At 67.3% G+C, this 12,454-nt stretch carries 10 protein-coding genes and 1 tRNA gene; 9 read left to right on the top strand and 2 right to left on the bottom strand.

From position 1 onward, the window contains the following. Positions 1 to 58: 58 nt before the first annotated feature. Positions 59 to 3,205 (top strand): YhdP family protein, encoded by a 3,147-nt coding sequence (locus tag BLS34_RS03230; protein ID WP_139189083.1) that lies wholly within the window; start codon positions 59 to 61, stop codon positions 3,203 to 3,205. Positions 3,206 to 3,226: 21 nt separating this feature from the next. Here the strand turns inward: BLS34_RS03230 and tyrS are convergent, their stop codons facing one another. Then, positions 3,227 to 4,480, bottom strand: a complete 1,254-nt coding sequence (tyrS, locus tag BLS34_RS03225) for a tyrosine--tRNA ligase (RefSeq protein ID WP_093148156.1) — start codon at positions 4,478 to 4,480, stop codon at positions 3,227 to 3,229. 121 nt (positions 4,481 to 4,601) lie between these two features. Here tyrS and BLS34_RS03220 point away from each other — a divergent pair, with 121 nt between their 5' ends. Continuing rightward, positions 4,602 to 5,723 (top strand): anhydro-N-acetylmuramic acid kinase, encoded by a 1,122-nt coding sequence (locus BLS34_RS03220; protein WP_093148154.1) that lies wholly within the window; start codon positions 4,602 to 4,604, stop codon positions 5,721 to 5,723. On the opposite strand, the gene BLS34_RS03215 is transcribed toward BLS34_RS03220, so the two are convergent. After that, the gene (locus tag BLS34_RS03215; protein WP_028794013.1) at positions 5,678 to 6,337 is read right to left on the bottom strand and encodes an alpha/beta hydrolase; all 660 of its coding nucleotides are present in this window, start codon (positions 6,335 to 6,337) and stop codon (positions 5,678 to 5,680) included. The genes BLS34_RS03220 and BLS34_RS03215 overlap by 46 nt on opposite strands. A gap of 362 nt (positions 6,338 to 6,699) precedes the next feature. Between BLS34_RS03215 and BLS34_RS03210 the strand changes: the two genes are divergently transcribed. From BLS34_RS03210 to BLS34_RS03180, 7 genes are all read left to right on the top strand, one after another. Then, a complete protein-coding gene (locus BLS34_RS03210) occupies positions 6,700 to 7,161 on the top strand; it encodes an Rrf2 family transcriptional regulator (RefSeq protein WP_028794014.1) in 462 nt (153 codons plus the stop codon). Positions 7,162 to 7,299: 138 nt separating this feature from the next. Then, positions 7,300 to 8,403: a cysteine desulfurase family protein gene (locus tag BLS34_RS03205; RefSeq protein WP_093148645.1), complete on the top strand. Its 1,104-nt coding sequence runs from the start codon at positions 7,300 to 7,302 to the stop codon at positions 8,401 to 8,403. Between the two features lie 64 nt (positions 8,404 to 8,467). Continuing rightward, the gene (gene tenA / locus BLS34_RS03200) at positions 8,468 to 9,154 is read left to right on the top strand and encodes a thiaminase II (RefSeq protein WP_093148152.1); all 687 of its coding nucleotides are present in this window, start codon (positions 8,468 to 8,470) and stop codon (positions 9,152 to 9,154) included. Positions 9,155 to 9,215: 61 nt separating this feature from the next. Next, a complete protein-coding gene (gene mnmA, locus BLS34_RS03195; protein ID WP_093148150.1) occupies positions 9,216 to 10,475 on the top strand; it encodes a tRNA 2-thiouridine(34) synthase MnmA in 1,260 nt (419 codons plus the stop codon). Continuing rightward, a tRNA-Met gene (locus BLS34_RS03190) sits at positions 10,466 to 10,542 on the top strand. The genes mnmA and BLS34_RS03190 overlap by 10 nt, the downstream gene beginning before the upstream one ends. Positions 10,543 to 10,731: 189 nt before the next feature. After that, positions 10,732 to 12,132 (top strand): tyrosine-type recombinase/integrase, encoded by a 1,401-nt coding sequence (locus BLS34_RS03185; protein ID WP_093148149.1) that lies wholly within the window; start codon positions 10,732 to 10,734, stop codon positions 12,130 to 12,132. A gap of 60 nt (positions 12,133 to 12,192) precedes the next feature. Then, the coding region (locus BLS34_RS03180; protein ID WP_175474083.1) for a helix-turn-helix domain-containing protein at positions 12,193 to 12,454 on the top strand (262 nt) is incomplete at its 3' end.

Raw genomic sequence — 12,454 nt, 5'->3', positions numbered from 1 at the left:
CAGTTCCAGCGTTCATGATAGGAAATTCATTGGTTCACGCGATCCGGACGGCCGGCTTTTGATAAGACGCACGACGGTCCTTTTCCTGGAAGTACTCATCGCCCTGGTGATCGTGGCGGTCGTAGGGATCGGTGCGTTCGCCTGGCGGCTGTCCGAGGGCCCGATCGAGATCGACTGGGCGCGCCCGCACCTGTCGGAGGCGTTGAGCGATCCCGCGCCCGGCATCACGACCCGCATCGGCAGCGCCAGCGTGCAGGTGAGCACCTGGGACCGGGCCTTCGATGTGGTGGCCGAGGATGTGGTCGTGCTCGGCCGAGACGGGGCGGTGCGGGCGCGGATCGGTGCCATCTCCGTGGCCCTGAGCCCGGAAGCGCTGCTGGCGGGCCGCCTCGCGCCCAAGCGGATCGACCTGCTCAACCCGACCGTGACCGTGGTCAAGGGGGCGGACGGCAACTGGACGCTGACGCCGAACGACCCGGACACCGGCGAGGCGCGCGATCCGGTCGATCTGGGAGCGGTGCTGCGCGCCATGCTGGACGATCGGTCGGGGGCCGGGACGCTTCGGTACCTGCGGGCTGCGGAGGTGCGCGGCGCGCGGGTCCGGCTGGTCGACGACGCACGCGCCCGGACCCAGACCCTGACAAACGTGTCCGGCGGGATCGAACTGGTCTCCAGCGGGATGAGCTTCCGCATGAGCGGCCGAGCGGAATGGCCCGACGCGGAGCCGACGCCGATCTCCCTGTCCGGCGACTACCGGCCGGAGACCGACCGTGTGAGCGCGGCGATCCGCTTCGAGGCCTTGCAGCCGGCGGCGGTGGCGGCGCTGGAGCCCCGGCTCGGCCGGCTGTCCGGCCTCGATCTGCCGCTGTCCGGCACGGTGGAGCTGGACTCGGCCCTGGACGGCAGTGGGCTGGGGGGCAAGGCCAGGCTCACGCTCGGTGCCGGTCGGGTGCGCGTTCCCGAGGTCAATCCCGAGCCGCTGACGGTCGCCGGGGGCAGCCTCACCGTGAACGTGGCGCCGGACGCGGAATGGATCTCCATGGACGGCTCGCTGGAGATCGAGGAGACGCTGCTGGCACTGAAGGCGCGGGCGAGCCGCGACCGTGCCGGCTATGCGCTGATCGTCGATGCGGCGGTGACCAACTTCGCCGTCAACTCGATCGGCGACTTCTGGCCGGCCGACATCTCCGACGGAGCCCGCGAATGGGTGACTGAAAACCTCCTGGAGGGCCAGGTCACCAGTGCCACCTTGCGGGCCGAGGGCTGGGTCGACAGCACCGATCCGAGCATCCACGAACTGGACACCCTGACCGGTTCGATCGACTTCGAAGGCGTGGAAACCCACTACTTTCGGCCGTTGCCGCCGGTTCTGGATACCCACGGCACCGCCACCTTCGACGCGACGAGCATGCAAATCACCGTGCAGGGCGGGCATCTCGGCAATCTCCAGGTTCAACCGTCGGACATCGCCCTGGTCAATCTGGACCAGGACACCGGCGAGACGGCGCATGTCGAGGTCATGGTGCGGGGGCCGGCACGCGAGGCGCTGGAGCTGATCGACCGCAAGCCGCTCGGCTATCCCAGCGAGATCGGCCTGGAGGCGAAGAAGACCGCCGGTACGTTCGGCGCCCGGCTCAAGCTGGAGATCCCGCTGCTGCGGACCCTGGATGTGGAGGATATCGGCATCACCGTCTCCGCCAACCTGAAGAAGGCGGTGATACCCGACGTCCTGCGCGGCGAGCCGCTGACCGACGGGGATCTGCAGCTCGATCTCACCGCCGCCGGCATGTCGCTCTCCGGCAACGCGCAGCTCGGCGGCGTGCCGGTGCAGCTGACCCATGAGGAGCGGTTCCGACCGGACGGGCCGTTCCAGTCCCGCTCGAACCTGACGGCGACCGCCGATGTCTCGAGATTCGCCACCTTCGGTCTCGATCTCAGTGCCTACGCGGCCGGCCCGGTGGCGCTGGTGGCGTCGGTGACGACGGACGTCTCCGGCAATCTGACGGCGGTCATCGAAGGCGATCTGCAGGCGACCTCGGTGACGGTGCCCGACCTCGCCTGGTCCAAGCCGGCCAATACCGCCGGGATCGCCCGGCTGGAGGTGACCCGCAGCAACGAGGACGTGCTGGCCATCCCCGGCTTCGAGTTTCGCGCCGGAACCCTCTACGCCGCCGGGGCGGTGGATTTCCCCGTCGGTGGCGGGTCGATCACCTCGCTCTCCACCTTCCGCCTGGGCCGCACGGAAGCCGCCGGCCGGGTCGAGAGCGAAGCGGATGGGAGCCTGCGGATCGCCATGGAGGGGCCGGTCATCGACCTCGTGCCCCTTCTCGACGCCGAAGAGGAGGGCGGCACGGGCGGGCCGTCGGGCGACGCCCGGAAGGTGGAGGCGCGTTTCGTCGCAAACGAGCTGCACCTGCTGGAAGATATCAGCCTGACGTCCGGCACCCTCGCGGTGCGTCAGACCGGAGCGCGGATCGAGGACCTCAGCGTGACCGGCACTCTGAACGGCGAGCCGATGCGCCTGATGGTTCAGCCGGCCCAGAACCGCCGTCTCGTCACCGTCGCCACCAACAACGCGGGCAGTTTCCTGCGGGCCTTCGGCATCGCCGACTCCATCCAGGGCGGTCGGCTGCGGGTGGACGGGGAGCTGATCGGCGACGGACTCGACGACGCCATGGATCTGGCGGTGCGGATCGACGACTTCCGCATCGCGGACGCCCCGGTCTTCGCCCAGCTGCTGTCGGTCGCGTCCTTCACCGGCCTGTTCGACACCCTGTCCGGCGACGGTATCCGGTTTGCCCGGGCGACGGCCCATATCGCCCTGACGCGGGAGACCATCCGCATCGACAACGGCGTCGCCTACGGGCCCGGCCTCGGGTTGAAGATCAACGGCACCCTCGGGCGCAAGTCCGAGGTGGTCGACGTCGAGGGCCTGATCGCGCCGGCTTATTCCCTGTCCCGGCTGATCGATGTGGTGCCGGTGATCGGCGAACTGCTGACCGGCGGCGAGGGCGAGGGGCTGCTGGCGACCTCCTTCGCCGTCTCCGGCTCGCTCGAGAACCCGGAGATCAGGGTCAATCCGCTCACGGCGCTGGCGCCGGGCTTCCTGCGCGACATCCTCGACTCGGCCAGGCATCCGTCCGACGGCCCGGCCACCTGGACGCCGCCGCCCGGCACCGAGGTGGACGAGAGCCGAACCCGGTAGGCTCGGACCGTCGACTGTCGGTCAGACGGCCCGCAGCAGGGCGTGGCGCTTCTTGCCGGCGGAGAGCTTGATCACGCCGTCATCGCTGAGCGCGTCGCCGCCGATCGTGGCCGCCTCGTCGGACACCGCCGCGTCGTTCACCCGGGCACCGCCGCCGCGGATCAGCCGCCGGGCCTCGCCCTTCGACGCCGCCAGCCCGGCCTGGACCAGCGCGTCCACCATGGCGAGACCGGCCTCGATCTCGCCGCGGGCGATTTCCACCGTCGGCAGTCCCTCGCTGGCCGCGCCGGCCTCGAAAGTCTGCTGGGCGGTCTGCGCCGCCGTCTCGGCCGCCTCGGCGCCGTGGCACAATTTGGTGATCTCGGTGGCCAGGATCTTCTTGGCCTCGTTGATCTCGGCCCCGCCCAGCGTCTCCAGCCGGGCGATCTCGTCCAGCGGCAGCTCGGTGAACAGCTTCAGGAACCGGCCGACATCGCCGTCCTCGGTGTTGCGCCAGTACTGCCAGAAGTCGTAGACGCTGAGCCGGTCGGCGTTCAGCCAGATGGCTCCCTGGGCGGTCTTGCCCATCTTCGCGCCCGACGCGGTGGTGATCAGCGGCGAGGTCAGGCCGTAGATCGTCTGCTGGTCGACCCGGCGGGTCAGCTCCACGCCGTTGACGATGTTGCCCCACTGGTCCGAGCCGCCCATCTGCAGCAGGCAGCCGTAGCGCCGGCGCAGCTCCAGGAAATCGTAAGCCTGCAGGATCATGTAGTTGAACTCGAGGAAGCTCAGCGACTGCTCGCGGTCCAGCCGCAGCTTGACCGAGTCGAAGCTGAGCATCCGGTTCACGGAGAAATGGGCGCCGTAGTCGCGCAGGAACTTGATGTACTCGAGCTTGTCGAGCCAGTCGGCGTTGTCGACCATCACCGCGTCGGTGGGGCCGTCGCCGAAGCTCAGGTACTTGTCGAAGATGGTCTGGATGCCGGCCTTGTTGCGGGCGATGTCCTCTTCGCTCAGCAGCTTGCGCGCCTCGTCCTTGAACGACGGGTCGCCGACCTTGGAGGTACCGCCGCCCATCAGCACGATCGGCTTGTGGCCGGTCTTCTGCAGCCAGCGCAGCATCATGATCTGCAGCAGCGACCCCACATGCAGGCTGTCGGCGGTGCAGTCGAAGCCGATATAGGCGGTGACCATGCCCTCGGTCAGATCGCGGTCCAGCGCTTCCAGGTCGGTGCACTGGTGGAAGAAGCCACGCTCGATGAGCGCGTTCAGGAAATCCGATTTGGGCGTCGACATGGCTGGATCCGCCGATTGCGTGGGTTGCGGGCGAGGCGATGTAGCACAGCGGGGGGGAGGGATGAAGGGTGTGGGCACGGGCCGGGTGACATCCGACCCCGACTCACCCAAAACTGCCGCCATGGACACGAATGACACCTACACCGCCATCGGCCTGATGAGCGGCACCTCCATGGACGGCGTCGATGCCGCGGTCCTGGTCACCGACGGGCGCGACCGGGTGGAGCAGGGGCCGGCGCTGACCATCCCCTACGACGACGCCTTCCGCGCCCGGCTGCGCGCTGCAATCGCCGGGACCGGCGACATGGATGCGGTCGAGGTGGAGATCACCGACCTGCACCGCGATGCCGTCCGGGCCCTGATGGAGCGGGCCGGTCTGTCGGCGGATCAGGTCGATATCGTCGGCTTCCACGGCCATACCGTCCTGCACGAGCCGGAGGTCGGCCGCACCCGGCAGATCGGGCTGAGCCAGCGGCTGGCCGATCATCTCGGTATCGACGTGGTCGGCGACCTGCGGCTGGCCGACATGGCCGCCGGTGGGCAGGGTGCCCCGGTCGCCCCGGTGTTCCACCGCGCCCTGGCGGGGCCGGAGGGGCGGCCGGTCGTCGTGCTGAACATGGGCGGGGTGGCCAACGTCACCTGGCTCGGCCCCGGGGAGGCAGACCTGCTCGGCTTCGACACCGGGCCCGGCAACGCACCGATCGACGACTGGTGCTGGCGCGTGGTTGGGCGGATGTATGACGCCGACGGCGCTCTGGCCAAGGCGGGAACGGTGGATCAGGTACGGCTGGCCCGAATGCTGGCGGATCCGTATTTCGACCGAAAGCCGCCGAAATCCCTGGACCGCGATGCCTTCCATGAACGGGTCGCCGAGGCGGTCGACGGGCTGTCGCCGGAGGATGGCGCGGCCACGCTGGTGGCGTTCAGTGCGGAGACCATCGCCGGCGCGGCCCGCTGGTTTCCGGCACCGCCGACCCGCTGGATCGCCACCGGCGGCGGCCGGCACAATCCGGCGCTGATGGCGGTGATCGCCGAGGCGGTGCAGGGCGAGGTCGTCGATGCCGACGCTCTGGGCTGGGACGGCGACGCGCTGGAGGCGCAGGCCTTCGCCTATCTCGCCGTCCGCTCGATCCTGGGGCTCGACATCACCTTCCCGGGGACGACCGGCGTGGCCGAACCCCGGACCGGCGGCAAACGCTATTTCTCTTCGGTCTCGGCCGCCGGGACGTTGGCGTCGAGATAGCCGCCGACCATCCGGCTCAGATCGTCGATCTGCGGGCCGAAGAAGTGGTTGGCGCCCTTGATCACGTTGTGGGTGATCGTGATGCCCTTTTGGGTCGACAGCTTGTCGACCAGCTTCTTCACGGAATCGGCCGGGACGATCTCGTCCTTGTCGCCGTTGATCACCAGCCCGGAAGCCGGGCAGGGGGCGAGGAAGGTGAAGTCGAACAGGTTGGCCGGCGGGGCGATGGACACGAAGCCGCTGATCTCCGGGCGGCGCATCAGCAGCTGCATGCCGATCCAGGCGCCGAAGGAGAAGCCGGCGATCCAGCAGAACCGGGCGTTGGGGTTGTAGGTCTGCACCCAGTCCAGGGCGGAGGCGGCGTCGGACAACTCGCCCTCGCCGCCGGAATAGACGCCCTGGGAGCGCCCGACGCCGCGGAAGTTGAACCGCAGGGTCGAGAAGCCGCGGGCGACGAACGTCTGATACAGCGAGTACACCACCTTGTTGTTCATGGTGCCGCCGTGCTGCGGATGGGGGTGCAGCATCAGGGCGATCGGCGCGCCGGGGTCCTGGGCGTGTAGGTAACGCGCTTCGATGCGGCCTTCGGGGCCGTTGATCATGACCTCGGGCATTCTGGTGGAGTCCTCCGGATCGGCATTGAACCAGACCAAATAGCGCGGCCAGCGCTGCTTGTCTAATGCGCTGCTGCGTCTCGCCTCAAGCCGAGATCGGATCGCCCCCGCTCCGGATCAAGCCCGGGCCATTGCTATCCGCTTCGAACGAGTGCGGTGACGCGGCGAGGGATCTTTGCGATTTCGCACGATATCATTGTGAAATCGTCCAGCATGTCTGATTTATCCTTGAATACCCGTACTAACCAAATTAGTTTTTTCTCGGCTCGGTAAGGCGACAGGAACGGGACCTCCTCTCGCCAATATCAATCTTGGGGTGACAACCGCGAGTATTTGCGGTTGCCAAGTGGAGAGGTCTGATCGTGAAACTCAGCACGAAGAGCCGGTACGCCGTGATGGCGATGTGTGATTTGGCGTCCAGTGCCCAGGGCCGGCCCATCTCGCTCGCCGAAATCGCCCTGCGCCAGGACATTTCCCTGTCTTATCTGGAGCAACTCTTTGCGCGCCTGCGTCGCGCCGGTCTGGTCAGCAGCGTGCGCGGCCCCGGCGGCGGGTATCTCCCGGGCAAGTCCCTGGGTGACATGCGGATCGCCGAGATCGTCCAGGCCGTCGACATCGATACGCCACGGGGCAGTTGCACCCCGGGCGCGCCCCATTGCTGTTCCGGCAAAGGCGCCACCTGCCAGACCCACGATCTGTGGGAACAGCTTGGCAAGCAGATGCTGTGGTTCCTGAACCGGGTCACCGTCGAGGACGTGCTGGCCGGTCGGGTGCCCGGCGCCACCACGACGAAAGATCCCAAGGCTCAGGCCGCGGCGGATTGAGGCGGACGCCGGTCGTTCGGGTCGCCGGCTGACCCGATCCCGACCGGCCGAACCGACCGCCCAGCGCTTACGGCCTGCGTTGACCGCGTCGGCCGGGACGCTTAAGCCTCTCGCTTGCCGCTGAACAGCGATGGCGAGATGACGACCTATCTCGATTACAATGCCACCGCGCCGATCCGGCCGCCGGTGATCGAGGCGATGACGGAGGCGGCGCGCTGCCACGGCAACCCGTCCTCGGTCCATGCCATGGGCCGGGCCGCCCGTCACCGCATCGAGGCCGCACGGCGCGCCGTTGCCGCCCTGGTCGGCCGCGAAGACGTCGACGTCATCTTCACCTCCGGCGGGACGGAAGCCGATGCCCTGGCGGTCCGCGGGCTCGGGCGCGAGACGATCCTGGTCTCCGCCATCGAGCATGACGCCGTGCTCGCCGCCGCGCCGTCGGCCGCCCGCGTGCCGGTCACCGGTGACGGAATCGTCGATCTCCACGCCCTTCAGGACATGCTCGAGGACACGCAGTCCGGCCTGCTCTGTGTCATGTGGGCCAACAACGAGACCGGGGCGGTACAGCCGGTCGCCGAGATCGCGCGGCTTGCCCATGCCGCGGGCTGGCTGCTGCATGTGGACGCGGTCCAGGGGGCGGGGCGGCTCGACCCGGCGGATCTGGCCGAGGCCGATTCCATCGCCCTGTCCGCCCATAAGATCGGCGGCCCGCCGGGCGTGGGTGCCCTGCTGATCCGCGAGGGGCTCGCGGTGACCCCGATGATCGCCGGGGGCGGTCAGGAGCGGGGCCGGCGCTCGGGCACCGAGAACGATGTCGGCATCGCCGGCTTCGCCGTGGCCGCTGCAGCCGCCGCCGAGGAACGGGACGCCGAGGCGATGCGCCTCCGTGCCCTGCGCGACCGGATCGGGCAGGGCGCACGCGCGCGCGCGCCGGAGGCCCGCATCATGGCTGGGGCGGCCGAGCGGCTGTGCAACACGCTTTCGCTTGCGCTGCCCGGCGTCGCGGCGGAGACCCAGGTCATGGCCCTCGACCTCGCCGGCGTCGCCGTCAGTGCCGGCTCGGCCTGTTCCTCCGGCAAGGTGAAGCGCTCCCACGTCCTGGATGCCATGTTCCCGGACGATCCGATCGCCGGCCAGGCGATCCGCGTCAGCCTCGGCTGGGCCAGCACGGACGAGGATGCCGATCGCTTCTTGCATGCCTGGGGGGCGATGCGCGACCGTCTGTCCCCCGCGGTCCGCTGACACCCGACCACCCGACGTCCGATGACACCCGACGCCCGATGACACCTGACGAAAGACCCGCCCGATGACCGAGATCGTGCCCGCCGGCAGCTTCCTTGGCCGCCTGATCGACGCCTGCCCCGATGCCTGGTCGCGCTACACCGACCACCCCTTCGTGCGCGGCATAGCCGACGGCACCCTGCCCGAGGCGGCCTTCCGTCATTATCTCGCCCAGGATTATCTCTTCCTCATCCACTTCGCCCGGGCCTACGCCCTGGCGGTGTACAAGGCGGACGACCTGGCCGACATGCGGGCGGCGGCGGCCACGGTCAACGGCCTGCTGGACACCGAGATGAGCCTGCATGTCCAGTACTGCGCCGGCTGGGGCCTGACCGAGGCGGAGATGGCCGCCATCCCAGAGGATCCGGCCTGCGTGGCCTATACCCGCTACGTGCTGGACCGGGGCATGGCGGGAGACCTGCTCGACCTGCAGGCCGCGCTGGCGCCCTGCGTGGTCGGCTACGGCGTGATCGGCGCCCGGCTGGCGGCCGATCCGGCGACACTGCGCGGTGAGGCCAATCCCTACGAGGCCTGGATCGCCATGTATTCCGGCGAGGACTATCTGGACATTGTCCGCGCCTCGGTCGCCCACATCGACCGGCTGGCGGAAAAGCGGGGCGCCGCCGCCCGGTTCGCGTCGCTGGCCCGGACCTTCACCGCCGCCACCGAACTGGAGGTCGATTTCTGGCAGATGGGACTGAACGCGGTCTGACGGCCGCCCGAGCGGCCGCCGGGCTTGCGATTCGGGCCGCTCGCCTGCATATCTCTGCCCCATGAGCGACGCTTTCCCCGATCTGGATCTCGGCCTGCCCGGCCCGCGCAGCGCGCGGCGCGTCGTCGTCGCCATGTCCGGCGGCGTCGACAGCTCGGTGACGGCGGCCCTGCTGAAGGAAGCCGGCTACGATGTGGTCGGCATCACCCTGCAGCTCTACGACCATGGCAGCGCCGTCGGCCGCAAGGGCGCCTGCTGCGCCGGCCAGGACATCTACGACGCCAGCGTGGTCGCCGAGCGGGCCGGCATCCCGCATTACGTCCTCGACTACGAAAGCCGGTTCCGCGAGAGCGTGATCGACGATTTCGCCGACAGCTATCTGCGCGGCGAGACGCCGATCCCGTGCGTGCGCTGCAATCAGACCGTCAAGTTCCGCGACCTGCTGGCGACGGCCCGCGATCTGGGCGCCGACGCGCTGGCGACCGGACACTATGTGCGCCGGGTGGTCGGGGAGGCCGGCCCGGAGCTGCACCGGGCGGTCGATCCGGGCAAGGACCAGAGCTATTTCCTGTTCGCCACCACGGCCGAGCAGCTCGATTTCCTGCGCTTCCCGCTGGGCGGGCTTACCAAGGAGCAGACCCGCGACCAGGCGCGGCGTCTCGGCCTGGAGGTCCAGGACAAGCCGGACAGCCAGGACATCTGTTTCGTGCCCAACGGCAACTACGCGGAGATCGTCAAGAAGCTGCGCCCCGGCGCGGCCGATCCCGGCGAGATCGTGCATATGGACGGCACGGTGATGGGACGGCATGACGGCATCGTGCACTACACCATCGGCCAGCGCCGCGGCCTCGGCATCGGCGGACGCAAGGGCGAGGACGGCGCGCCGGACACCGATCCGCTCTACGTGATCCGCCTGGAGCCGGAGACCCGCCGTGTCGTCGTCGGCCCCCGCGAGGCGCTGGGGGCCTGCGAGGTGCGCGTCGGCCGGCTCAACTGGCTCGGCGATGCGACTCCGGCGGGGGGCAGCGGCGGCGACGGCATCCGCGTGGCGGCGAAGCTGCGTTCGGCCCAGGCCTCGGCGACCGGTACGCTGTATCGGGACGGCGCGGCGGCCCGGCTGGTCCTCGACGACCCGCAGTTCGGTATTTCCGCCGGCCAGGCCGCGGTTTTCTACGACCCGGAGGCCGGTACCCGCGTGCTCGGCGGCGGCTGGATCCTGGGGACGGGAGACCGAACGGGCGACGCCGGAAAAAACACAACGTCCCCGCGCTTGACACCGGCGATGCCCCCCCGTATATCGCCGGTCTCCGTGGCGGAGTAGCTCAGCTGGTTAGAGCAGTGGAATCATAATCCACGTGTCGGGGGTTCAAGTCCCTCCTCCGCTACCATTTTCCCTTATAATTTCAATGTGTTATGAAGCTTCGCGCCGCTCAAATGGCGTAGCGCACCTGTAGCGCACTCATTGGCTCGTGCTCCGGCAGCTTTGACGTTAAGTTTTCTGTGTCCAACACAGCGTTCCAAATCGCTGTCGGAACACATTTTTTGTAACCGCACGCGCTTGGGTTCGCCCTATCGACATGCCGAAACTCGCTCCAAATACGCAAACCGTGCTCGATGGGGATGTCCGCCTGTTCAAGCGGGACCGCAGTCGGGCCTGGCAGGCAACGTTCAAGATGGGCGGACGGTGGGTACGTATCACCACCAAATGCAAGCAGCTGGCCGACGCGAAGAAGCGGGCGCGGGAGCTGTACTACGAGTATCAGGCGCGCGAGAAGAACGGGCTCCCCATCATCAGCAAACGATTTGCGGATGTGGCGAAAGTGGTCATTGCCGACATGGACAAGCAGCTTGCGGCGGGCGCCGGGAAGCGGAGCTTCAAGGACTATAGGGCGGTTCTGGAAAAGTTTTTGATCCCATACTTCGGCGATAAATTCATCACCTCGATAACCTACGAGGATCTGCAGAAGTTCGCGAAATGGCGCCATGAAAAGACCGGGCGTGAGATCAAGGCTTCGACCATCAACACGCAAAATTCGGCGCTTAATCGCGTTTTTGACGAGGCTGTAGCGCATGGATACATCAATCGCACCCATGTGCCCGCACTGATCAACAAAGGGCGTGACAGCGAGCGCAGACCCGACTTCCGGCGCGAGGAATATCGGAGCATGGTCGCTCGCTTCCCAAGCTGGATCAATGACGGGCGAGAGGGCAAATCGCGCGAAATGCGGCACCTGCTGCGCGACTATGTGCTGATCCTCGCCAACACGGGCATCCGTCATGGGACGGAGGCCGAGAACCTCCGCTGGAAGCACATCGAGCTGTTCGAAGAGAACGGTTTGACGTACCTGGAGATGCACGTAGATGGGAAGACCGGCCCTCGGGATCTGATGTGCCGGGCGAACACAATCGGCTTTCTCAAGCGCCTCCAGTCTCGCTCACCGGATATCGCCCACTTGAGCTTTAAAGAGTTGATGAAGAAGCGGGTCGATGAGCCCGTATTTCGCCTGCCGGATGGGACGGTGACGAAGAACCTCCGCCAGACCTTCAAGAAGCTGATGGACGATACGGGCTTGTTGGTTTGCCCTCGCACGGGCAAGCACCGAACCCTGTACAGTCTCCGCCATACCTACGCGACATTTGCACTGCTCAACGACGGCATGGATATCCACACGCTGGCGGTTCAGATGGGCAACAGCATTCAGATGATCGAGAAGCACTACAGCCATCTGACCCCTCGGCTTCGCAAGGACATGCTAACGGGCAAGCGGTACGATCAGAGCAATGAGGAGTACCGTCGGCAATTCGGCAAGAAGGCTATGGCGGTCGAAAAAGCTGATATCGACCGCACCGTTGTTGAGGTCGACGAGCTTGAGGGAGATCTGCCGAACAGTCCTGAGGTGGAACCCGATGTTGGAGCGGGCGAGTTTTCGACAGGTACAAGTCGAGTTAGAGCATTTTCGCACCTGAGGGAATCGTAGGGGATTCCGTTTTTGGCACGAATCTGATTCACCATCATGGCTGGGGATTGGAGGCCAGCCATGATGACGCGAGCCTTTTCCGATGACCTTCGAGAACGTGTGATCCAGGCGGTCGAGGGCGGGATGTCCCGCCGTGCGGCGGCAGAGCGCTTTGGCGTCGGTGTGTCGACCGCGATCAAATGGGTGCAGAAATGGCGATCGACGGGGACCTGGTCAGCACGTCCGATGGGCGGTGATCGGCGATCTGGTCGGATCGAGGCCGTTGGCGACGAGATTCTCGATCTTGTTGATGCGCGCCCGGACATTACGCTGGCGGAAATCT

The sequence above is a fragment of the Thalassobaculum litoreum DSM 18839 genome (genome assembly GCF_900102465.1).
Lineage (GTDB): Bacteria > Pseudomonadota > Alphaproteobacteria > Thalassobaculales > Thalassobaculaceae > Thalassobaculum > Thalassobaculum litoreum.
This window is presented reverse-complemented; position numbering and strand designations above follow the sequence as displayed.

Coding starts and splice junctions, on each gene's coding strand:
- tyrS (WP_093148156.1), bottom strand. CDS start 4,480: ATGTCGACGCCCAAATCGGATTTCCTGAACGCGCTCATCGAGCGTGGC.
- BLS34_RS03220 (WP_093148154.1), top strand. CDS start 4,602: ATGGACACGAATGACACCTACACCGCCATCGGCCTGATGAGCGGCACC.
- BLS34_RS03215 (WP_028794013.1), bottom strand. CDS start 6,337: ATGCCCGAGGTCATGATCAACGGCCCCGAAGGCCGCATCGAAGCGCGT.
- BLS34_RS03205 (WP_093148645.1), top strand. CDS start 7,300: ATGACGACCTATCTCGATTACAATGCCACCGCGCCGATCCGGCCGCCG.
- tenA (WP_093148152.1), top strand. CDS start 8,468: ATGACCGAGATCGTGCCCGCCGGCAGCTTCCTTGGCCGCCTGATCGAC.
- mnmA (WP_093148150.1), top strand. CDS start 9,216: ATGAGCGACGCTTTCCCCGATCTGGATCTCGGCCTGCCCGGCCCGCGC.
- BLS34_RS03185 (WP_093148149.1), top strand. CDS start 10,732: ATGCCGAAACTCGCTCCAAATACGCAAACCGTGCTCGATGGGGATGTC.